General features: G+C 63.8%; 17 protein-coding genes and 4 tRNA genes. 14 read left to right on the top strand and 7 right to left on the bottom strand.

What is annotated here, in order from left to right; translation table 11 throughout:
- On the top strand, positions 1-72 hold a 72-nt coding region (locus CAG18_RS27595; RefSeq protein WP_371807316.1), incomplete at its 5' end, for an IS3 family transposase.
- A gap of 104 nt (positions 73-176) precedes the next feature.
- Here CAG18_RS27595 and CAG18_RS23400 read toward each other — a convergent pair.
- Complete coding sequence (locus tag CAG18_RS23400) at positions 177-1355, bottom strand: MFS transporter (protein WP_085721661.1); 1179 nt, start codon at positions 1353-1355, stop codon at positions 177-179.
- A 269-nt stretch (positions 1356-1624) separates the two neighbouring features.
- Between CAG18_RS23400 and CAG18_RS23395 the strand changes: the two genes are divergently transcribed.
- Positions 1625-3502 carry an MFS transporter gene (locus CAG18_RS23395; RefSeq protein WP_015269262.1) on the top strand — a complete coding sequence of 626 codons (1878 nt, stop codon included), beginning with the start codon at positions 1625-1627 and terminating at the stop codon, positions 3500-3502.
- Positions 3503-3511: 9 nt separating this feature from the next.
- Here the strand turns inward: CAG18_RS23395 and sugE are convergent, their stop codons facing one another.
- The 3 genes from sugE to rdgC all read right to left on the bottom strand — a co-directional run bounded on the left by sugE (position 3512) and on the right by rdgC (position 6133).
- Complete coding sequence (gene sugE, locus CAG18_RS23390; protein ID WP_009686221.1) at positions 3512-3829, bottom strand: quaternary ammonium compound efflux SMR transporter SugE; 318 nt, start codon at positions 3827-3829, stop codon at positions 3512-3514.
- Between the two features lie 230 nt (positions 3830-4059).
- Positions 4060-5025 carry a bile acid:sodium symporter family protein gene (locus CAG18_RS23385; RefSeq protein ID WP_085721660.1) on the bottom strand — a complete coding sequence of 322 codons (966 nt, stop codon included), beginning with the start codon at positions 5023-5025 and terminating at the stop codon, positions 4060-4062.
- A gap of 187 nt (positions 5026-5212) precedes the next feature.
- Positions 5213-6133, bottom strand: a complete 921-nt coding sequence (rdgC, locus tag CAG18_RS23380) for a recombination-associated protein RdgC (RefSeq protein ID WP_013971401.1) — start codon at positions 6131-6133, stop codon at positions 5213-5215.
- A gap of 217 nt (positions 6134-6350) precedes the next feature.
- On the opposite strand from rdgC, the gene CAG18_RS23375 reads away from it, so the two are divergent.
- From CAG18_RS23375 to CAG18_RS23360, 4 genes are all read left to right on the top strand, one after another.
- A tRNA-Val gene (locus CAG18_RS23375) sits at positions 6351-6426 on the top strand.
- Between the two features lie 13 nt (positions 6427-6439).
- Positions 6440-6516: transfer RNA gene (locus CAG18_RS23370), tRNA-Asp, on the top strand.
- Between the two features lie 170 nt (positions 6517-6686).
- A tRNA-Val gene (locus tag CAG18_RS23365) sits at positions 6687-6762 on the top strand.
- Positions 6763-6775: 13 nt separating this feature from the next.
- Positions 6776-6852, top strand: a tRNA-Asp gene (locus CAG18_RS23360).
- 225 nt (positions 6853-7077) lie between these two features.
- Here CAG18_RS23360 and map read toward each other — a convergent pair.
- Positions 7078-7926: a type I methionyl aminopeptidase gene (gene map / locus CAG18_RS23355; protein ID WP_085721659.1), complete on the bottom strand. Its 849-nt coding sequence runs from the start codon at positions 7924-7926 to the stop codon at positions 7078-7080.
- Between the two features lie 266 nt (positions 7927-8192).
- Here map and CAG18_RS23350 point away from each other — a divergent pair, with 266 nt between their 5' ends.
- From CAG18_RS23350 to CAG18_RS23315, 8 genes are all read left to right on the top strand, one after another.
- The gene (locus tag CAG18_RS23350) at positions 8193-12218 is read left to right on the top strand and encodes a bifunctional nitrate reductase/sulfite reductase flavoprotein subunit alpha (RefSeq protein WP_085721658.1); all 4026 of its coding nucleotides are present in this window, start codon (positions 8193-8195) and stop codon (positions 12216-12218) included.
- Between the two features lie 305 nt (positions 12219-12523).
- Positions 12524-15073 carry a nitrite reductase large subunit NirB gene (nirB, locus tag CAG18_RS23345; RefSeq protein ID WP_085721657.1) on the top strand — a complete coding sequence of 850 codons (2550 nt, stop codon included), beginning with the start codon at positions 12524-12526 and terminating at the stop codon, positions 15071-15073.
- Positions 15073-15435, top strand: coding sequence for a nitrite reductase small subunit NirD (nirD, locus tag CAG18_RS23340; protein ID WP_054573872.1), 363 nt, complete (start codon positions 15073-15075; stop codon positions 15433-15435). The genes nirB and nirD overlap by 1 nt, the downstream gene beginning before the upstream one ends.
- 151 nt (positions 15436-15586) lie before the next feature.
- The gene (gene pcaQ, locus CAG18_RS23335) at positions 15587-16519 is read left to right on the top strand and encodes a pca operon transcription factor PcaQ (protein WP_085721656.1); all 933 of its coding nucleotides are present in this window, start codon (positions 15587-15589) and stop codon (positions 16517-16519) included.
- A 334-nt stretch (positions 16520-16853) separates the two neighbouring features.
- On the top strand, positions 16854-17618 hold the full coding sequence (locus tag CAG18_RS23330) for an FKBP-type peptidyl-prolyl cis-trans isomerase (RefSeq protein WP_003257347.1): 765 nt from the start codon (positions 16854-16856) through the stop codon (positions 17616-17618).
- A gap of 292 nt (positions 17619-17910) precedes the next feature.
- Positions 17911-18351, top strand: a complete 441-nt coding sequence (locus CAG18_RS23325) for a YkvA family protein (protein ID WP_015269270.1) — start codon at positions 17911-17913, stop codon at positions 18349-18351.
- 111 nt (positions 18352-18462) lie between these two features.
- Positions 18463-18801 (top strand): helix-turn-helix transcriptional regulator, encoded by a 339-nt coding sequence (locus CAG18_RS23320; RefSeq protein ID WP_085721655.1) that lies wholly within the window; start codon positions 18463-18465, stop codon positions 18799-18801.
- Positions 18798-19166: a hypothetical protein gene (locus CAG18_RS23315; RefSeq protein WP_013971408.1), complete on the top strand. Its 369-nt coding sequence runs from the start codon at positions 18798-18800 to the stop codon at positions 19164-19166. Before CAG18_RS23320 ends, CAG18_RS23315 begins: the two co-directional genes overlap by 4 nt.
- Positions 19167-19316: 150 nt before the next feature.
- Here CAG18_RS23315 and CAG18_RS23310 read toward each other — a convergent pair whose 3' ends face one another.
- The gene (locus CAG18_RS23310; protein WP_015269272.1) at positions 19317-20285 is read right to left on the bottom strand and encodes an EAL domain-containing protein; all 969 of its coding nucleotides are present in this window, start codon (positions 20283-20285) and stop codon (positions 19317-19319) included.
- Positions 20286-20401: 116 nt separating this feature from the next.
- Complete coding sequence (locus tag CAG18_RS23305; RefSeq protein WP_013971410.1) at positions 20402-22483, bottom strand: carboxy terminal-processing peptidase; 2082 nt, start codon at positions 22481-22483, stop codon at positions 20402-20404.
- Positions 22484-22544 lie beyond the last annotated feature (61 nt).

Below are 22544 nucleotides of genomic sequence, written 5' to 3'. Positions count from 1 at the left end.
AACCATGACCGCATCAAGCTGAGGCTCAATGGCCTGAGCCCTGTCGAGTACAGGACCCAGGCGGCAGCTTAAACTGTCCAACTTTTTGGGGGCAGTCCAGTTACTGCACAGGCTTTGAAAGGGGCGCTGTCCCTGTGGGAGCGGGTTCACCCGCGAAGAGGCCAGCAGAGCAGACATCATCCTTTGCGGGTACCCAGCCAATAAAACACCCCCGCCAGTATCACCGACAACACCAGCAGGTAGAAGATCGCCCCCGGCCACAGATGTACCAGGGCAAACCCCACCATCACCGGCCCAAGCGCCGCACCGAGGTTGGACAGGTTCTGCGCGCCGTAATACACCCCACGCAAGTGCTCCGGCGCGATCAGGTCGATGAACATGTACTCGGCCGGGATCACGATGATCTCGCCCAGGGTGAACACCAGCATCGCCAGGCACCACGCCAGCGCCGAACCGGCCAGGGCAAAGCCCAGCAGGCCGGCGATGAACAGGCCCATGCCGGCCAGCAGCCAGGGCATCAGGCGCTGGCGGCTGATGCGGCGGCCGATCAGGTACTGCAGGGCAATCACCGTCACCGCGTTGGTGGTCACCAGGTAACCGATCAGGCGCGCCGCCTCGGCCGGGCTGCTGGTTACCACCAGGTATTGCGACAGGTAGGCAGTGAACTGGCCGAATACTACCGCGCTCAGCACCCCGCCCAGGGTGAAGCATATCAGCCGTCGGTCACGGGCCAGACCCAGCGCCACCTGGCCAAAGCCGACCCCGGGTTTGTCCGGCACACTGGCCTGCAGGCCGCGGTCCCCCAGGCGCCAGTAGGTCAGGCACATACCCAGGCCGAGCAGGGCGGAGGCAATGAACGGCATATGGTCGTTCAGCTCCAGCATGGCCACGCCCAGCAGCGGGCCGGCGGCGTAGCCGACGTTGCTGAGGGTGTACTTGATGGCGAACACTTCGGCCCGTGCCTCCACCGGTAGCAATGCGCAGAAGCCCGCCTTGGCAGCGATGTCGACCACTGCCAGGGCCAGGTTGATCAGTACCAGGCAGATAAAGAACAGCAGCGCCGAGTTGCTGGCGACCGCGCCGACGAAAGCCAGGGCAAACAGCAGGGTGCTGGCGCTGACCAGGGTGTGGTTGCGCAAGGTATCCACAAGGTGGCCGCCATACAGGCTCAGCAGCGAGGCGATGATCAGCGCACCACCGATCAGCAGGCCGATCTGGCTGATCGGCAGCTGGAAGTTGTCAGCCAGGTACACCACCAGGTAGGGCAGGGTAAGGGCACGGGCGACGGTGAGGGTGAAGGTAGTGCCGAGCAGCAGGCGCACGGTGTGCGGGTAGCGTTTGATGGCGGCGAGCATTGCCACGTCCTTGTTGTGGAATAGCCGAATCGGAGCATATGACAAATGGGGGCTGCTCTGCAGCCCATCGCCGGCAAGCCAGCTCCCACCTCGACCGCATTGATCTCAAGCCATGTGCGGTACCTGTGGGAGCCGGCTTGCCGGCGATGAGGCCGGGACAGGCTTGCTACAGAATCACCGCGCTTGCCAGTCAGTGCATTTCCCATGCAGATTTGTGGCTTGTCGCGCCCTGCGCGCCTCCAATTGAAAAGCCCTCAGGACCAAGGACGATGAGTCACTCCTCGCAATTCACCTTGCTCGGCAAGCGGCGTTTCCTGCCGTTTTTCATCACCCAGTCGCTGGGTGCCTTCAACGACAACCTGTTCAAGCAGTCGCTGATCCTGGCGATCCTGTTCAAGCTCAGCCTGGGCGACGGCGACCGTTCGATCTGGGTCAACCTGTGCGCCCTGCTGTTCATCCTGCCGTTCTTCCTGTTCTCTGCGCTGGGTGGGCAGTTTGGCGAGAAGTTCGCCAAGGATGCGCTGATCCGGGCCATCAAGCTGGCCGAGATCGCGATCATGGCGGTAGGCGCGCTCGGCTTCATCACCAACCACCTGGCGCTGATGCTGGTGGCGCTATTCGGCATGGGAACCCACTCGGCGCTGTTCGGCCCGGTGAAGTACTCGATCCTGCCGCAGGCCCTGCGCGAGGAAGAACTGGTCGGCGGCAACGGGCTGGTGGAAACCGGTACCTTCCTGGCCATCCTCGCCGGCACGATCGGCGCCGGGGTGATGATGTCGGCCGACAGCTATGCCACCGTGGTGGCTGGTGGCGTGGTCGGCACCGCCGTGCTCGGTTACCTGGCCAGCCGCTGGATCCCGCGGGCCGCTGCCGCTTCACCGCAAATGCCGCTGGACTGGAACATCTTCAGGCAGTCGTGGGCGATCCTGCGCATGGGCCTGGGGCAGCCGCCGGCGGTGTCGCGCTCGATCGTCGGCAACTCGTGGTTCTGGTTCGTCGGTGCCATCTACCTCACGCAGATCCCGGCCTACGCCAAGGACTGGCTGCACGGTGACGGCACGGTGGTGACACTGGTGCTGACCCTGTTCTCGGTGGGGATCGCCCTGGGTTCGCTGCTGTGCGAGCGGCTGAGCGGGCGCAAGGTGGAAATCGGCCTGGTGCCGTTCGGCTCGTTCGGGCTGAGCCTGTTCGGCCTGCTTTGGTGGTGGCACTCCGGCGATGTGCCGGCTGCGGCGGCCCCGCACGACTGGCTGGCGCTGTTGGGCATGGGCCAGGCCTGGTGGATCCTGCTGTCTATCGTCGGCCTTGGGGTGTTCGGCGGCTTCTACATCGTACCGCTGTATGCACTGATCCAGGCCCGCACCGCCGAAGACCAGCGCGCCCGGGTGATCGCGGCCAACAACATCCTCAATGCCTTGTTCATGGTGGTGTCGGCAGTGCTCACCATCATCCTGCTGGGCCTGGCCGAGCTGACCATCCCGCAACTGTTCCTGGTGGTATCGCTGCTCAATATCGCGGTCAACGCCTATATCTTCAGGATCGTGCCCGAGTTCACCATGCGCTTCCTGATCTGGCTGCTCAGCCATTCGATGTACCGCGTGCAGCACCGCGACCTCGAACGCATCCCCGACGAAGGCGCGGCGCTGCTGGTTTGCAACCACGTGTCGTTCGTCGATGCGCTGCTGCTGGGAGGGGCGATCCGCCGGCCGATCCGCTTCGTCATGTACTACAAGATCTACAACCTGCCGGTACTCAACTTCGTGTTCCGCACCGCAGGCGCCATCCCGATTGCCGGGCGCAACGAAGACCTGGCCATCTACGAACGTGCTTTCGCGCGCATTGCCGAGTACCTGGCCGATGGCGAGCTGGTATGCATCTTCCCTGAAGGCAAGCTGACCGGGGATGGCGAAATCGACGTGTTCAAGGGCGGCGTCAACCGCATCCTCGAAGAAACCCCGGTGCCGGTCATTCCGTTGGCCTTGCAGGGGCTGTGGGGCAGCTTCTTCAGTCGTGACCCGGCCAAGGGCTTTTTCAAGCGCCTGTGGTCGCGGGTGACCATCGTGGCAGGCGCCGCCATCCCGGTGGAGGCGGCGCAGCCAGAAGCCTTGCGTGAGCAGGTCAGCCGCCTGCGCGGCAACCTTCGCTAGGGAAGGGCGTCAGCTGGCGCTGACTTTCAGGCCGACCAGGCCGGTAATGATCAGCGCCACGCTGACCAGGCGTACCAGGGCCATGGACTCGCCGAACAGGATGATGCCGGCGATCACCGTGCCGACGGCGCCGACGCCTGTCCAGATGGCATAGGCGGTGCCCAGCGGTAGCTCTTTCATGGCCAGGCCCAGCAGGCCCAGGCTGATGGCCATGGCGGCGACGGTGAGGACGGTGGGCAGTGGTTTGCTGAAGCCGTCGGTGTATTTCAGGCCGACGGCCCAGCCGACCTCGAACAGGCCGGCGAAGAACAGGATGATCCAGGACATGGTGCGTCTCCATCGTTGTGAATGATGGGGCCGTCCCCGGAATGGTCACGCTGTGCGTCGTGAGGTCGTCCTCACAGTGGGTGCCATGGTGCACATATGCAGCGCTCTGGGCAAGCCTGCGCGGGCCTCTTCGCGGGTAAACCCGCTCCTACAGGGATCTCCACAATTTTCAGATCTGTGCAGTATCTGTGGGAGCGGGTTTACCCGCGAAGGGGCCAGTTCAGGCAACATCAATGCCTGGCCGGCTCCCCACCTTCGGCTTCTGTCACAGGTTCCCCCATGCGCCGGAACCAGGTAGACAGCAGCGCCCCGGAAATATTGTGCCAAACGCTGAACAACGCACTCGGCACCGCAGCCAGCGGCGAAAAATGCGCCGCCGCCAGTGCCGCGCCCAGCCCGGAGTTCTGCATGCCCACCTCCAGCGCCAGCGACTTGCGCTGTGCCAGCGGCAGCTTGCACAGCCTGCCGGTCAGGTACCCCAGCAAGTAGCCGAAGCTGTTGTGCAATATCACCACCGCCATGATCAGCAGCCCTGACTCGGCGATCTTCGCCTGGCTGGCCGCCACCACCGCGCACACGATCATCACGATACTCACCACCGACACCAGCGGCAGTACCTGCACCGCCGCCTGCACCCGCGCGCCAAGCAGCCGCTGGGCCAGTACGCCGAGCACGATCGGCAGCATCACCAGCTGCAGGATCGACCAGAACATGTCCATGAAGGACACCGGCAGCCAGGCCGAGGCCAGGAACCAGATCAGCGCCGGGGTCAGCAGCGGGGCGAGCAGGGTGGTCACCGCAGCGATGGCCACCGCCAGCGCCAGGTCGCCACGGGACAGCCAGACCATCACGTTCGATGCCGTGCCGCTCGGGCAGCAGCCAACCAGGATCACGCCCACGGCGATTTCCGGCGGCAGGTGGAACAGCTGGCACAGCAGCCAGGCCATGCCCGGCATGATCACGAAGTGCGCGACCACACCCAGCATCACCCGCCAGGGCTGGCGGGCGAGGGCGGCGAAGTCATCGAGCTTGAGGGTGAGGCCCATGCCGAACATCACCAGGCCCAGCAGCGGCACGATGGCCACCTTCAGGGCGATGAACCATTGCGGTTGCAGGAAGGCCATCACGGCGAACACCAGCACCCACAGGGCGAAGGTATTGCCGACGAAGCGGCTGAGGGTGGCGAGGGCACGCATGGGGGGCAATTCCTTTTTGTTTTATCGCTTCAAGAATTTCACTGGCCTCTTCGCGGGCTTGCCCGCTCCCACAGGTACACCACAGTACTCAGAAGCTGTGGTGTACCTGTGGGAGCGGGCAAGCCCGCGAAAGGGCCAGTACGGTCTGAGGATATCTCCCAGGCCAGCACCGGCATTTCAAAACCAGTCAGACCCCTTGCGGAATCTCTTCTCCACCCAGCGCCTCGAACAGCACCGGCAGGAATTCGGCAAAGGTCATCATCATCAACTGGAAGCTGGCATCGAACTGTTGCGCAGCCTCATCGCCACCATCCTGTTCGGCCTGCTCCTGCAGCAGCTCTTCGAACTTCAGGCGCTTGATCACCATCTTGTCATCCAGAATGAACGACAGCTTGTCCTGCCAGGCCAGGGCCAGCTGGGTGACCACCTTGCCAGTGCTCAGGTGCAGCTGAATTTCCTCGCCGGTCAGGTCCTGGCGCTTGCAGCGCACGATGCCGCCGTCTTCGGCAGTGTCGCGCAGTTCGCACTCGTCCAGCACATAGAAGCCTTCGGCAGCTTCCTGCGACTTGACCCACTCGGTCATGGTGGCAACCGGGGCGATTTTCACGGTGGCCGGGCGCACCGGCAGCGAGCCCATCACTTCACGCAAGGTCGACAGCAGGTCTTCGGCACGCTTGGCGCTGGCCGAGTTGACCAGGATCACGCCCAGGCGCGGGGCGATGGCGGCGAAGATCATCGAGCGGCGGATGAACGCGCGCGGCAGGAAGGCCTGGATTATCTCGTCCTTGATCTGGTCGCGTTCCTTTTTATAGACCTTGCGCATCTGCTCGGTCTCGATCTCTTCGACCTTTTCCTTCACCGCGTCGTTGACCACGCTGCTGGGCAGGATGCGTTCCTCCTTGCGCGCGGCAATCAGCAGGTACTCGCCGCTGACATGCACCAGGGGAGCGTCTTCGCCCTTGCCGAATGGCGCGACGAAACCATAGGTGGTCAGCTCCTGGCTGGCGCAGGGGCGGGCCGGCTTGCTGGCCAGGGCCGCTTCCAGCGCTTCAGGCTCGAACGGGACTTCCTGGGTCAGACGGTAGGTCAGCAGGTTCTTGAACCACATGAGGGGCAATCTCTCCTTAATGCATAAGGCGGGCATTATTCTCCGAGCGGTGCTCTCAGGCCAACCCTGTCGGAGTGCCAGTAGCTGTAGCTGAATGTAAAGATGCACGTGGCAACGCTAGGTCTTTGAAAGGCCTGAGGTTTTTTTTGAAAAAAGTTAAAAAAGTGCTTGCCAGGGTACGGGGTCGTCCGTAGAATGCGCGCCACACCGAGACGAAGGGTGATTAGCTCAGCCGGGAGAGCATCTGCCTTACAAGCAGAGGGTCGGCGGTTCGATCCCGTCATCACCCACCACTCGATGTTTAGCGCAGCGGTAGTTCAGTCGGTTAGAATACCGGCCTGTCACGCCGGGGGTCGCGGGTTCGAGTCCCGTCCGCTGCGCCATATTTCACTTCCAGGGCCTACTGAACACCCGGAAGTAACAGAGAAAGCGACCTCAGGGTCGCTTTTTTTGTGCCTGCGATTTGGTGTTTTCGCGAAATCTGCAAAAAGTTTGATAAGTGCTTGCCAGAGCGCCAAGTCGCCCGTAGAATGCGCGCCACACCGAGAGACATGGGTGATTAGCTCAGCCGGGAGAGCATCTGCCTTACAAGCAGAGGGTCGGCGGTTCGATCCCGTCATCACCCACCACTCGATGTTTAGCGCAGCGGTAGTTCAGTCGGTTAGAATACCGGCCTGTCACGCCGGGGGTCGCGGGTTCGAGTCCCGTCCGCTGCGCCATATTCCACTTCCAGGGCCTACTGAACACCCGGAAGTAACAGAGAAAGCGACCTTAGGGTCGCTTTTTTTGTTTCTGCATTGAGCAAAAAACTATCTTGTATTGCCTGTCAGGGCCTCATCGCCGGCAAGCCAGCTCCCACCTCGACCGCATTGATCTCAAGCCATACGCTATCCCTGTGGGAGCTGGCTTGCCGGCGAATGGGCTGCAAAGCAGCCCCGGCAATCTCAGCGGCGACGCTCTTCTTCCCGTAAGGTCAGCACCTCGACCCCATCCTCGGTCACCGCCACGGTATGCTCCCACTGCGCTGACAAGCTGTGGTCGCGGGTAATCACCGTCCAGCCATCCTTCAGCGTGCGCGTCCCGCGTCCGCCCTGGTTGATCATCGGTTCGATGGTAAACACCATCCCCGGCTTCAACTTCAGGCCCATCCCGCGCTGGCCAATGTGCAGCACCTCGGGCCCTTCATGCATCTGCTGGCCAATGCCATGCCCGCAATACTCACGTACGACGCTGTAGCCCGCCGCTTCGGCATGGGTCTGGATGGCATGGCCGATATCACCCAGCGTAGCCCCGGGGCGTACCTGTTCGATGCCTTTCCATAGCGCGTCATAGGTGGTGTCTACCAAGCGCTGCGCCTCATCGCTGATCGGCCCGATGCTGTACATCTTCGACGAGTCGGCGATATAGCCGCCTTGTTCCAGGGTGATGTCGACGTTGATGATCGAGCCTTCTTTCAGCACTTCATCGACCTTGGGCATGCCATGGCACACCACATGGTCCACAGAGGTGTTGAGCGCATAGGGGAAACCATACTGGCCCTTGCTCGCCGGGCGGGCCTTGAGCGTGCCGACGATGAACGCCTCGGCGCGGTCGTTGATCTGCATGGTGGTTACGCCGGGGCGGATGAAGCTGTCGAGGTCGGCGAACACCTGGGCAAGCAGCTGGCCGGCGCGGCGCATCAGCTCAAGTTGGGCGGGGGTCTTGATAATCACCTGGGACATGGGGGGAGGGCAGTGGCTCATGCTGGAATGTGCCCCAGCATAGCGCCATGGGGTGCGGGGTTGCCATCGCATGGTGCACAGCCTGTACCGGCCTCTTCGCGGGCACGCCCGCTCCCACAGGTGCAGCACCGCCCTCAGGCCTTGCGATATCCCTGTGGGAGCGGGCATGCCCGCGAAAGGGGCGGCACAGCTGGCCCATAAATTGCTGTTTCACCTCCATCCAGGGCTATCAACGTCGACAGCCCACAAAACTTCACGACAAAGGCGCCGTGTTGCCCCGCTTGCCCAGCAAGCAGGGGCAGCCGGCGCCTTTTTGCGTTACCTACAGGAGCCCGCCCATGGCCAACAGCGAAGTGCGCAGCGTCTGCCCCTACTGCGGCGTCGGTTGCGGCATCGTCATGAGCGTCGCCGATGGCAAGGTCGGCAAGATCAGCGGCGACAAGCAGCACCCCAGCAACTTCGGCCGCCTGTGCACCAAAGGCCTCACCGCACACCTGCCGCTGAGCGCCGCCGGGCGCATGGAGGATGCCTATGTGCGCCAGCAGCGCAGCCAGCAGCCAGCGCGTACCGGTATCGACCAGGCCATCGCCGCCGCCGCTGCGCGCCTGCGCGGCATCATCGACCAGCACGGCCCCGACGCCGTGGCGCTGTACGTGTCCGGGCAGATGTCGCTGGAGGCGCAGTACCTGGCCAACAAGCTGGCCAAGGGCTTTATCCGCACCCGCCACATCGAGTCCAACTCGCGCCTGTGCATGGCCAGTGCCGGCAGCGGCTACAAGCTGTCGCTCGGTGCCGATGGCCCGCCCGGCAGCTACCAGGACTTCGAGCACGCCGACGTATTCCTGGTGATCGGCGCCAACATGGCCGACTGTCACCCGATCCTGTTCCTGCGCCTGCTCGATCGGGTCAAGGCGGGGGCCAAGCTGATCGTCGTCGATCCGCGGCGCAGCGCCACCGCCGACAAGGCCGACCTGTTCCTGCAGGTGCGCCCCGGCAGCGACATGGCCTTGCTCAACGGCCTGCTGCACCTGCTGCTGCGTAACGGCCACACCGACCCCGACTTCATCGCCCGCCACACCGAAGGCTGGGACGAACTGCCGGCCTTTCTCGATGACTACACCCCTGACCGGGTGGCAGCCGTCACGGGGCTGGCCGAGGCCGACATCATCAAGGCCGCCGAATGGATCGGCAGCGCCAGCAACTGGATGAGCTGCTGGACCATGGGCCTGAACCAGAGCATCCACGGCACCTGGCACACCAATGCGATTTGCAACCTGCACCTGGCCACGGGCGCTATCTGCCGCCCCGGCAGTGGGCCGTTCTCGCTGACCGGCCAACCCAATGCCATGGGCGGCCGCGAGATGGGCTACATGGGCCCCGGCCTGCCAGGTCAGCGTTCGGCGCTGGTAGCGCAAGACCGAGCCTTCGTCGAGCAGCAGTGGCAACTGGCCCCGGGCAGCCTGCGCAGCGAAGGCGGCGAGGGCACGGTGGCGCTGTTCGAGCAGATGAAAAGCGGCGCGGTAAAGGCCTGCTGGGTCATCTGCAGCAACCCGGTGGCCAGTGTCGCCAACCGCCAGCAGGTGATCGACGGCCTGCGCCAGGCCGAACTGGTAATTACCCAGGATGCCTTCCTCGACACCGAGACCAACCGCTACGCCGACATCCTGCTACCGGCTGCACTTTGGGCCGAAGGCGAGGGCGTGATGATCAACAGCGAGCGTAACCTCACCCTAATGCCACGTGCCGTCGAACCGCCCGGGCAGAGCCTGCCAGACTGGCAGATCATCGCCCGGGTCGCCTGCGCCATGGGCTATGCCGACGCCTTCGACTACCCCGATGCGGAAGCTGTGTACGAGGAAATCCGCCGCTTCCACAACCCGGTCACCGGCTACGACCTGCGGGGCATCGGCTATGCCGAACTGCGCGAGCAGCCACACCAGTGGCCCTGCGCCCCGGGCCGCGACAACCCGCGCAGCCCGCTGCGCTATCGCAACGACGGCAGCAGCCAGACGCTGTTGCGCGATGCCCAGGGCGAGTGCCCGGTGTTGGCCTTCCCGACCGCCAGCGGCAAGGCCCGCTTCTTCGCCCGGCCCTGGTTGCCGGCGGCGGAGCTGCCGGATGCCGATTACCCCATGGTGCTGAATACCGGCCGCGTGCAGCACCAGTGGCACACCCTGACCAAGACCGGCAAGGTAGCGGCGCTGAACAAGCTGGAGCCCGGCCCCTTCGTGGAAATCCACCGCGACGATGCCGCCCGGCTGGGCATTGCCGAAAAGGACCAGGTGGCCATTCGCTCGCGCCGCGGGCAGGCCGTGCTGCCCGCGCGAATCAGCGACCGGGTCATGCCGGGCAACTGCTTTGCCCCGTTCCACTGGAACGACCTGATCGGCGAGCAACTGGCGATCAATGCCGTGACCTGCGATGCGGTCGACCCGCTGTCGCTGCAGCCGGCGTTCAAGCATTGTGCCGTGACCCTGGAGCGGGTTGCCGGTGAGCGCATCGAAGCCCTTGATCTGAACACTGCCAATCCGGAGCCTGCCCGCATGCCGACCGCCACCCTGTCCCGTCTGCTTGGCCTGGACACCCTGCCAGCTCCGGTGCTGGCCGAGGAAGAGCGCCATTACCTGCAAGGCTTTCTGCTGGGCCTGGACCAGGCTCGCGCCGAGGGCGTGCCCTGTCTGCCGGCCAGTGCGCCGCTGGCCGCCAACCGCCGGTTGTTCGTCGATGGCTTGCTGGCCGGGCTGTTCGCCCAGCCGGCGGTGCTGCCCGATGCGGCGTTGATGGCACCACGGCACCAGGTGCTGTGGGCTTCGCAAACCGGCAACGGCGAGCTGTTGGCCGAACGCTGTGCCGAGCGCCTGCGCGGTGCCGGCCTCGACGTGCAGCTCAGCTGCATGGAAGCGGTCAGCCCGCGCCAGCTGCAGGGCGCCGCCAGCGTGGTGCTGATCGCCAGCACCTTTGGCGATGGTGACGCGCCCGACAGCGCAGCGGCATTCTGGCAAGCCTTGCAGGGCGAGGAGGGCGCCCACTGCGCCGAACTGCCTTTTGCCGTGCTGGCCCTGGGCGACTCCAGTTACGACCAGTTCTGCGGCTTTGGCCGCAAACTCGACCAACGCCTGGCCGAGCTGGGCGGGCGGCGCCTGCTGCAGCGGGTGGACTGCGAGCCGGACTTCGACGACGCCTTCGCCGCCTGGCTGGATGCGCTGCTGCCCACGCTAAGCAGCGCTGCTGCACCGCAACCGGTCACCGAGCCTGCGCCCGTGGCGGCCTATGGCAAGCAGCAACCCTGGGCTGCCACCTTGCTGGAAAACCGCCTGCTGAACGGCCCGGGTGCTACCAAGGAAACCCGTCAACTGGTGTTCGACCTCAGCGGCAGCGGCTTCACCTATGCCGCCGGTGATGCCCTGGGCGTGTGGCCGCGTAACTGTCCCGCCCTGGTCGACGAGCTGCTGGCGCTGATACAGCTCGATGGCCAGACCATGGTCGAACTGAAAGGCCAGCCCGCCATGCCGCTGACCGAAGCCCTGCAAGCGCACCTGGAAATCGCCAAGGTCACCACGCAGCAGCTGCAGGCCTTCGCCGGCAATGCCCCGGACCTGCAGCGCCTGCTGCAGCCCGAGTGCAAGGCCGAGCTGCAGGACTGGTTGTGGGGGCGGCAACTGGTCGATGTGCTGCGCGCCTTCCCCCAGCAACTGCCGCTGGCCAGCTGGCTGGAGCTGCTCAAGCCCTTGCAGCCGCGCCTGTACTCGATCAGCTCCAGCCCGCTGGCGCACCCGCAGCAGGTGCACCTGACCGTGTCCACGGTGCGCTATGGCGCGCGCAAAGGGGTGTGTTCAAGCTTCCTTGCCGACCGTGCGCAGGCGCTGAAGGTTGCCATCTTCCCGCAGGTGTCGAAGCACTTTCGCCTGCCCGAGGACGACAGCGTGCCGGTGATCATGGTCGGCCCCGGCACCGGAATTGCGCCGTTCAGGGCCTTTCTCGAAGAACGAGAGGCACGTGGGGCGAAAGGGGCTAACTGGCTGTTCTTTGGCGAGCAGTACGCGGCCACCGATTTCTATTACCAGGAGCAGCTACAGGCCTGGCAGGCTGCAGGGCACTTGCGCCTGGACACAGCGTTCTCGCGCGACCAGGCCGAGAAGGTCTACGTGCAGCAGCGCATGCTCGAGCACGGCGCGCAGTTGTGGCAGTGGCTGGAGGCGGGCGCGTACTTCTATGTGTGTGGCGATGCGCAGCGCATGGCCAAGGATGTGGATGCGGCGTTGCGGGTCATCGTCGCCGAGCATGGCAGCATGGATGCAGCGGCGGCTGCGGCTTATGTCGAAGCGCTGGGCAGGGCCAAGCGGTATCGGCGGGATGTGTATTGATGTGCTCCAAGATGGGGAGTGATGCACTTGGAATGTGCATTTGCTGTACTGGCCTCTTCGCGGGCACGCCCGCTCCCACAGGTACTGCACAGGTCTGAATAAACGTGGAGAACCCTGTGGGAGCGGGCGTGCCCGCGAAGAGGCCGGTACAGGAAACAGGGTTGGCACACTCCCTGCTTTATCCCAGTTACAACAAAGCCCACTGATCAACGGCGATCAACCCGGGCCCCCTACCGTGATGAATACAGGCAAAGGCGCCTGGAGCTTCGGCTCCAGGCGCTTTTTTTTTGATCGAGGATCGGCTTATGAAGGCAACAGCGAGCAGCGGGCAACGAGAGCGACTGGTCATCGTCGGCAACGGCATGGTCGGCCACCATTGCGTCGAACAACTGGTCAGCCGCGGCGCCTTGCAGCGCTTCGAAGTGCATGTGTTCGGCGAAGAGCGCCAGCGTGCCTACGACCGCGTGCACCTGTCCGAGTACTTCGGCGGCAGCTGTGCCGAAACCCTGGCCCTGTGCGGGCAGGACTTCTACGGCGCCAACGGTGTGCACCTGCACCTCGGTGAAGGGGTGCTGGAAATCGACCGTGAGCACGCCGAAGTGGTTACCGCCGAGGGCCGCTACGGCTACGACCAGTTGGTGCTGGCCACGGGTTCCTATCCCTTCGTGCCACCGATCGAAGGTTCCAGCGGCAATGCCCGCCTGGTCTACCGCACCCTCGACGACCTCGACGCCATCCGCGCTGCCGCAGCCAGTGCCCGACGTGGCGTGGTAGTGGGCGGTGGCCTGCTTGGCCTGGAAGCAGCCAACGCCCTCAAGTCGCTGGGCCTGGAAGCCCACGTGGTGGAGTTCGCCCCACGGCTGATGCCGGTGCAGCTGGACGGCGAGGGCGGTGCCGCGCTCAAGGCACAGATCGAAGCGCTGGGTGTTGGCGTGCATCTGTCGCGGGCCACCCAGTCGATCAGTGCGGGTGAAGACTACCGCTATCGCATGAACTTCGATGGCGGCGAGCATCTGGAAACCGACCTGATCGTGTTCTCCGCAGGTATCCGCCCGCAGGATGCCCTGGGCCGTGCCTGCGGCCTGGACATCGCCGCGCGTGGTGGCGTGGTGATCGACAACCACTGCCGGAGCAGCGACCCACGCATCTTCGCCATCGGCGAGTGCGCCTCGTGGAACGGCAGCGTGTTCGGCCTGGTCGCCCCTGGCTACAGCATGGCGCGCAATCTGGCGGCTTTGCTGATGGGTGAGGCCGCTGGCGAATTCACCGGTGCCGACATGTCGACCAAGCTCAAGTTGCTGGGCGTGGATGTCGGCTCCATCGGCGATGCCCATGGCGCCACCCCGGGCGCACGCAGCTACCGCTTCATCGACGAAGCCAACAGCGCCTACCGCCGGCTGGTGGTGGATGCCAGCGGCAAGCACGTGCTCGGTGCGGTGCTGGTGGGCGACAACAGCTACTACGACACCCTTCTGCAATACGCCCAGAACGGCATCGCCCTGCCAGCCGACCCGGCGGCACTGATCCTGCCGCAAGGCGGCGCACCGGCCCTGGGCGCCGATGCGCTGCCCGACAGCGCGACCATCTGCTCGTGCCACAACGTCAGCAAGGGCGCGGTCTGCGCCGCCATCGACAGCGGCTGCGGCGACCTTGCCGCAGTCAAGGGCTGCACCAAGGCCGCCACCGGTTGTGGTGGTTGCGCGGCACTGCTCAAGCAGGTATTCGAGCACGAGCTGACCGCTCGCGGCGTGGCGGTGGACAAGAGCCTGTGCGAGCACTTCGCCTACACCCGTCAGGAGCTGTACGGGCTGGTGCGGGTAGAGGGTATCCGCACCTTCAACGAACTGCTCGAACGCCACGGCAAGGGCCATGTCGGCTGCGATATCTGCAAGCCGGCGGTGGGCAGCATCCTTGCCTCGTGCTGGAACCAGCCGATCATGGACCCGGCGCTGGTGCCGCTGCAGGACACCAACGACACCTTCATGGCCAACATGCAGAAGAACGGCACCTACTCGGTGGTGCCGCGCATCCCCGGTGGTGAAATCACCCCCGACAAGCTCATCGTGATCGGCCAGGTGGCGAAAAAGTACGACCTGTACACCAAGATCACCGGCGGCCAGCGCATCGACCTGTTCGGCGCCCAGTTGCACGAGCTGCCGCTGATCTGGGGCGAGCTGATCGAGGCCGGCTTCGAAACCGGCCACGCCTACGGCAAGTCGACCCGCACGGTAAAGTCGTGCGTCGGCAGCACCTGGTGCCGTTATGGCGTGCAGGATAGCGTCGGCATGGCCCTGCGCCTGGAAGACCGCTACAAAGGCCTGCGCAGCCCGCACAAGCTCAAGTTCGCGGTGTCCGGCTGCACCCGCGAATGCGCCGAAGCACAGAGCAAGGACATCGGCGTGATCGCTACCGACAAGGGCTGGAACCTGTACGTATGCGGCAACGGCGGCATGCGCCCGCGGCACGCCGAACTGTTCGCCACCGACCTCGACGACGAAACCCTGGTGCGCCTGATCGACCGCGTGCTGATGTTCTATATCCGCACCGCTGACAAACTGCAGCGCACCTCGGTGTGGCGCGAGAACCTGGAAGGTGGGCTGGACTACCTGAAGCAGGTGATCCTCGACGACAGCCTGGGCCTGGCCAGCGAGCTGGAGGCGCAGATGCAGCATGTGGTCGACCAGTATGAATGCGAATGGGCCAACGCCCTCAACGACCCCGAGAAGCTCAAGCGCTTCCGTACTTTCGTCAACGACCGCCGCGCCGACCCGGACGTGCACTTCGTGCGCGAACGCGAACAGCGCCGGCCTGCTGCGCCACTGCACCTGATCCCAACCGTCGAGGAGGCTATGTGATGAACTTGTCCAATGCTGCTGTGAAAACCCACGAGAACTGGCAGACGGTGTGCCAGGCGGATGACCTGGTGGCTGATTCCGGGGTGGTGGTTTGGCTCGACGGGGCCCAGGTGGCGCTGTTCTACCTGCCGGGGCAGGCGCAGCCGCTGTACGCGGTGGACAACCGCGACCCGCGGTCCGGCGCCAACATCATCGGTCGCGGCCTGGTGGGCAGTGTGCAGGGCGAGCTGGTGGTGGCGGCTCCGTTGTACAAGCAGCACTTCAGCCTGGAGAGCGGGGAGTGCCTGGAGGATAGCGGGCAGCGCCTGCGGGTGTGGCCGGTGCGGTTGAACGGGGAGGCTGTGGAGTTGGCTGTGGCCTGATAGTCATCTGCCGCCTGCACCGGCCTCTTCGCGGGCACGCCCGCTCCTACAGGTACTGCACTGGTCTGGAGAACTGTGGAGATCCCTGTGGGAGCGGGTTCACCCGCGAAAGGGCCGGTACAGGCTATCTGCATGCGGTAAGCTTGAGCCCATGAACCTCGACACCCGCATCAAGTACCGCCACCTGTTGTGCTTCCTGGAGATTGCCCGGCAGGGCAGCCTGGCCAGGGCTGCCGACATCCTGGCAATCAGCCAGCCAGCCATCTCCAAGACCCTCAAGGAACTCGAAGACCTGCTGGAAACGCGCCTGTTCGCGCGCAGCCGCCAGGGCGTCGAGCTGACCCCGGCCGGTACGCGTTTCATGCGCTATGCCGGGCCCAGCGTGCAAGCCCTGCGCGATGGCGTCAGCAGCCTGCGTGGCGAGGCGCGGGCGCCGTCGCAAGTGCGCATCGGCGTGTTGTCCACGGTCGAAGGCCTGCTCATGCCCGAAGTGCTGTGCCGCCTGCACCAGCGGCATGAGGCGCTGGTGATCAGTGTGGTCACAGGGGTCAGCGCGCAGTTGCTCGGCCAGTTGCGCCTTGGCGAACTGGAGCTGGTGGTCGGGCGCATGACCGACAGCCCGCAGATCCAGGGCCTGTCGTTCGAGCACCTGTACAGCGAGTCGATGAGCCTGGTGGTGCGGCCCGGCCACCCGCTGCTGGCCAGCAAGCCAGTAGAGCGCGGGGAGGTTGGACATTACCCGCTGGTGCTGCCGCCAGCCGGCACCACCATCCGCCAGCATGCCGACAGCCTGTTCGTGCAATGTGGCATCCAGATGCCCGCCCAGCGCCTGGAAACCCTGTCGCTGGCGCTAAGCCGGCGCTACCTGCTGGGCAGCGATGCAGTGTGGGTGGCGCCGCGCGATGCGGTGCTGCTCGACCTGCGCCGGGGCGAGCTGGTCGAGCTCGACCTGGGTGTGCGCGAGCCGGGCGGCTCGGTCGGCATCTGTCGCAATGCTGCCTTGCCGCAGAGCCTGCCTGGGCAGTGGGTATGCGAGGTGCTGCGCGAGGTAGCAGGGCTATACCGAGAGGGCAGCTATCCCTGAACGCAGGTTCGGCCCTTTCGCCGGCAAGCCAGCTCCCACAGGGATAACAACTGCTTCCGGGCCTGTGGTCAACCTGTGGGAGCTGGCTTGCCGGCGATAGGGTCAGTGCAGGCTTCTCAGCATTCAGCTAAATAAATCCGCCGCAAAACCGGGCAAAGGCGCCGCAACCGATCAATACTGGCCAGTGGCTGCACATCCTTTGATGAATAAGCGTTTAACTACTGAACTTCCTTACCAAAACCCGCTCCTATGCCGGTAGCCATTGGTCATGGCCGCCTGCTAAGCTCGCGGCTTTACCCTGATTGCCCTTTTGGCGCATGAACAAGGAAATAGCATGAAACAGCATCGTTTGGCGGCTGCGGTTGCCCTGGTAGGCCTGGTACTGGCTGGCTGTGATCAACAGACCAGCAGCCCCGAGCTGAAGACTCCGGCACAGAAAGCCTCCTACGGTATCGGCCTGAACATGGGCAAGAGCCTGGCTCAGGAAGGCATGGAAGACCTTGATTCGAAAGCAGTAGCCCTCGGCATCGAAGACGCCGTTGGCAAGAAGGAACAGCGCATCAAGGACGAAGAGCTGGTAGAAGCCTTCACTGCGCTGCAGAAGCGTGCCGAAGAGCGCCTGGCCAAGGCCAGCGAAGAAGCCGCCTCCGCCGGCAAGAAATTCCTCGAGGAAAACGCCAAGAAGCCAGGCGTGGTCACCACTGCCTCGGGCCTGCAGTACGAAGTGGTCAAGAAGGCCGATGGCCCGCAGCCCAAGGCGACTGATGTGGTCACCGTCCACTACGAAGGCAAGCTGATCGATGGCAAGGTGTTCGACAGCTCCGTCGAGCGCGGCAGCCCGATCGACCTGCCGGTCAGCGGCGTGATCCCGGGTTGGGTCGAAGGCCTGCAGCTGATGCACGTCGGCGAGAAGTACAAGCTGTTCATCCCGGCTGAACTGGCTTACGGCGCACAAAGCCCAAGCCCGCTGATTCCGGCCAACTCGGTTCTGGTGTTCGATCTGGAACTGATCGCCATCAAGGATCCGGCCCAGTTGCAGGGCGCCGAGCCGGAAGCGGAAGCTCCTGCTGAAGCCCCGGCCGAAGCGCCTGCCAAGTAACACTGACTGGCTCACGCAAAACGCCCCGTCCTGACGGGGCGTTTTCGTTTGTGCCGGGTAGTTGGACGAACCTGCAACTGCTGATACTGTCCGAGGAAATGCAGCGTGAAGAAGCAGTATGCTTCTGACGCAAATCGTTTGCGGCGTACGCACCCACGGTGTGAAACGACTGTGTAAAAAACGCCCGATCTGACCGAGGCCCTTGCCTGGCAGGCACCTGGGGTCAGAAACGTCGCCCTGTTCACAAGGTTATCCACAATAAATGTGGATAACCTTTTCCTCTGGAGGCTCCATGAGCGCACCCTGGAATTTTGCCCGTTTCCTGCCGTTGGCCGAGCGCCTGCTCAGCCGCGGCCGGTTGCCCGCCTTGCTGTTCGCGGTAGCTCGCAAAGGTCCGCGCATCGGCCAGCTGCGTGAAGACGTGAAGCTGCTGCAGTCGCTGTGCCTGGCCTGGTGGCGCGGCGAGTACCGTGCCATCAGCCCCAAGGCGCTGGTCACCATCGTCGCCGGGCTGCTGTATTTCGTCAGCCCCATCGACGCCATCCCCGACTGGCTGCTGGGCGTGGGTTTCCTTGATGACATCGCGGTGCTGGGCTGGGTACTGAAGACCGTGGCAGACGAGCTGGCGCGCTTCAAGGCCTGGCGCGACAGCCAGGCGCCCGAACGGCTGCGCGTGGTCGAGCGGCTGCCGGCCACCCCCGAAGCGCTGCGGTTGGAACGCAACACGCAGTGAAACTGGCCGCAACCGCAGCGCAACTGCACAGACCCCAGAGTTGGTAATATAATTGGCATAAGGGTTATGCCTACGGATTACATGCTGTAATCCTTTTTAAAGGGGTTTGTAATGGGTATTCAGGTCATCAGCCGGGACGGTCAACCCGAGTACGCCGTCGTTCCCTGGGAACAGTACCAGGCACTGCTCAAGGCCGCTGGGCAGGCACCAGCCGAGGTAGTTGCCAGTGAAGCGCAGGGCGATGTAGCCAGTGCGCCATTGCCGGCCTTCAGCGAAGTGGCACAGCTTCGCCAGGCAAAGGGCATTGCCCCTGAGCAGTTGGCGCGCAATGTCGGGGTAAGCCCGGCATACCTGGCCATGATCGAATCAGGTGAACGCCAGCCGGATGCTGCTATCCGCCGTGCTCTGGCCTGGCATCTGGGGGTGGCTGGCTGGAGCGAACCATCATGAGCCAGGTCAGGATCAGCCGTCAGCACTGGGATAACCTGCTGGGCGAGCTTGACCTGGCCCGTCGTCAACGTCACTTGCTGACCTATCGAGCGCTGATCGAGCGCTTGCAGTTGCCCAGCCCGGCCATGCAGACGCTGACGGCCGCGCTGGAGTATCTGGCGGTGCTGGATGCCCGCGCCGAGCAGCCATTGCGCAGCTCGCTGGTGATCAGTCAGGGTGCCAGCCGTTTGCCGCGTACCGGGTTTTTTGAGTGCGTTGAACGGTTGGGCCGATTTTCCGGGCCGGTCGACGGCATGGAAGCGGCCTCATGGCATGCCTCCGAGGTGGTCAGGGTGTTCGAGTACAGCTACCCCGAAACGGCCTGAAGCGTTACCTGTCCCGGCCTCTCCGCGGGTAAACCCGCTCCGACAGGGATAGCGCCGACCTGTAGGAGCAGCCTTGTGCTGCGAAAGGGCCGGTATGTGTAATGCGCTCTTCGCAGCACAAGGCTGCTCCTACAAGGTACTGCACAAGGTTCAAGATGTGTGGTGAGCCTGTGGCAGCCGGCTTGCCGGTGACAGGGCCGGAACAGGCAGTGCATCCCTGTGAATCAATCCACAAGCCCTGCCATCGGCATCCACCACCTCCAATACCTCCAGGTGCCGGTGTCGGCCAAACAACTCCAGTAACTGCCCAATCGTGGCATTGAGCCGCACCGTCGGCTGTTCGGCCTGCGGAACGTTCATCAGCGCCGGTAGTGGCCGGCTTTCGCGCACCCCCAGCTCCTGCGGTCGCCCCAGCAGATAGCCCTGCACCAGGTCCACCCCCATTTCTACCAGCACCGCCAGCTCCTCCGCCATCTCGATGCCTTCGGCAATTACCTGCGCCTTCGACGCTCGGGCAATCTGCAATATCGAACCGACAAATTCACGCTTGAGCGGGTCGCGGTGGATGCCATCGATGAAGTGGCGATCGATTTTCACATATTCGGGTCGCAGCTCCGACCACAGGCGCAGGCTCGAATAACCCGCTCCCAGATCGTCGATGGCAATCGAGAAGCCCATGTCCCGGTAGTGGTGCAGGGCGTTGGACAGCAGCTGGAAGTCGTCAGTCGGGGTGTGTTCGGTCAGCTCGATTACCACCCGGCTAGGCGGCAGGCCGACCTGTCCGAGCAGTTTCAGGGTCTGCCCGGACGGGTAGTGCGGCTCGAGCAGCGATTCTGGCGAGATGTTGAGAAACAGTTTGCCCTGCAACTGCTGTTCGCTGAAACGCCGGCAGGCGCTTTCCCGGCAGGCAGCCTCCAGTTCGGTCAGGCGGCCGGCCTGGCGGGCGATGGTAAACAGGTTCAGCGGTGCGTGCAGCGGGCTGTTGGACGGCCCGCGGCTTAACGCCTCATGGCCGAAAACCCGTTGCTCGCTCAGGCACATGATCGGCTGGAACAGACTGTGGATGCTGCGTTGAGCCAGGATGGCACTCAAGGCACTGAGCTGTTCGGCGACGGTCATGGCGTATTCCTGAAAATGAAAGGGCCGGGCGATTCCACGCCCGGCCCCTCTATTTCACGACAGCGCGATGACTGTTTGATGACAAGTAGAGCTAATTTGCCATCATTGCCACAGTCTTACTTCTTGGCCACCTTGGTGCTTGCACTCAGGTAGTCGATAAGGATGCGGCCGGTTTCCGACAGGTAGGCATCGTCTTCCGGCTTGGTGTTTTCATCCTCGGTCGGCAGCGCATCCTCGTCCTCTTTCTTCAGCTCCTTCAGCGGCTCTTCACCCTTGGCCTTGCGGCGGATGTTCTCCAGTGCCAGCTGCTTGGCCTCGATTGCATCGTGGCGTGCACGACGGTCCTGCTCGTTGAGGCTGACGGTCTTTTCGTTCATCAGCTTCTGGGTCAGGGCCAGGCGGTCGCGGATGTAGGTGAACTCTGCATCCTTGTCGCTGCGCGCTTCATGCTGGGCCTTGAGTTGAGCCAGGAACGGCTTGAACGGGTCGGCCGCCGGCTTGACCACCGGGCGAATGGTGTCCCACGGCATGGCCTCGGGCAGGGCGCTCTCGCCGATCTCCTTGGTATCGATGATCGACGGGTAGTCGATGTCCGGCAGCACGCCCTGATGCTGGGTGCTCTGCCCGGAAACCCGGTAGAACTTGGCCAGGGTAAGCTTCAGCTCGCCATGGTTGAGTGGCTGGATGGTCTGCACGGTGCCTTTGCCGAAGGTCTGGCCGCCGATGATCAGCGCACGGTGGTAGTCCTGCATGGCACCGGCGAAGATCTCCGAAGCCGAGGCCGACAGGCGGTTGACCAGCAGTGCCAGTGGGCCCTTGTAGAAGGCACCGGGGTTTTCGTCTTCCAGCACGTCAACACGGCCGTCGCTGTTGCGCACCAGCACGGTCGGGCCTTTCTCGATGAACAGGCTGGTCAGCTCAGTGGCTTCCTGCAGCGAGCCGCCGCCGTTGTTGCGCAGGTCGATGACCACGCCGTCGACTTTTTCTTTCTGCAGCTCGGTCAGCAGCTTCTTCACGTCACGCGTGGTGCTCTTGTACTCCGGGTCACCGGCGCGATAGGCCTTGAAGTCGAGGTAGAAGGCCGGGATCTCGATGATGCCCAGCTTGTAGTCACGCCCGTCCTGCTTGAGCTTGAGCACCGACTTCTTCGCTGCCTGCTCCTCGAGCTTCACCGCCTCGCGAGTGATCGACACGATCTTGCTGGTCTGGTCGCTAGGCGCGTTGCTGGCAGGAATGATCTCCAGGCGCACCACCGAGCCTTTCGGGCCGCGGATCAGCTTGACCACTTCGTCCAGGCGCCAGCCGACCACGTCGACCATCTCCTTGTTGCCCTGGGCCACACCGATGATCTTGTCGGCCGGTGCCACCTGCTTGGTCTTGGCCGCCGGGCCTGCCGGCACCAGGCGCACGATCTTGACCTGGTCGTTGTCGCTTTGCAGCACTGCGCCGATGCCTTCCAGCGACAGGCTCATGTTGATATCGAAGTTTTCCGCATTGTCCGGCGACAGGTAGTTGGTGTGCGGGTCGTAGGATTGGGCGAAGGTATTGATGTAGGCCTGGAAGATGTCCTCGGCACGGGTCTGGTCCAGGCGCGACAGTTGGTTCTTGTAGCGCTTGGTCAGGGTTTCCTGGATCTGCTTGGGTTCCTTGCCGGCGATCTTCTGGCGCAGCACTTCGTCCTTGACGCGTTTGCGCCACAAATCGTCGAGCTCGGCCTGGTCCTTCATCCACGGGGCGTCCTTGCGGTCGATCAGCAAGGTTTCCTTGGCGTTGAAGTCGATCTTGTCCACGCCCTTGTTCAGCTCGGCCAGGGCAAAGTCCAGACGTTGCTTGACGCGGTCCAGATAGCGTTTGTAGATGGTGAAGCCCGGGTCCAGATTGCCGCTCTTGAGGAAATCGTCGAATTGCGTTTTCCATTTGTCGAATTCGGCGATGTCGGCAGCGGTGAAGTAGCTGCGCGCCGGGTCCAGCAGCTTGATGTAGCTGTCATAGATGATGACCGAACGGGCGTCGTCCAGCGGCGGCTTGCTGTAGTGGTGGCGCTTGAGCAATTCCACCACGTTGAGGCTGGCGACGATCTCGTCGCGGTCCGGCTGCAGGCTGTCCCATTTGTTGGCGGCCGCCGCATTGCCGCCGAGCGTGAGGCTGCCCAGGCCGATCATCAGCGCCAGGGCGGTGCTTGGGAGGAAATGCTTCATGCTGATTCGACGTGGAGACAATTGATCACGCATAGTAGGCCGTCTTTTCTGTTCACCGGTT

The organism is Pseudomonas sp. B22(2017) (assembly GCF_002113105.1).
GTDB classification, from domain to species: domain Bacteria; phylum Pseudomonadota; class Gammaproteobacteria; order Pseudomonadales; family Pseudomonadaceae; genus Aquipseudomonas; species Aquipseudomonas asiatica.
The sequence above is the reverse complement of the archived record's forward strand: the minus strand, read 5'-3'. Positions and strand labels throughout refer to the sequence as shown.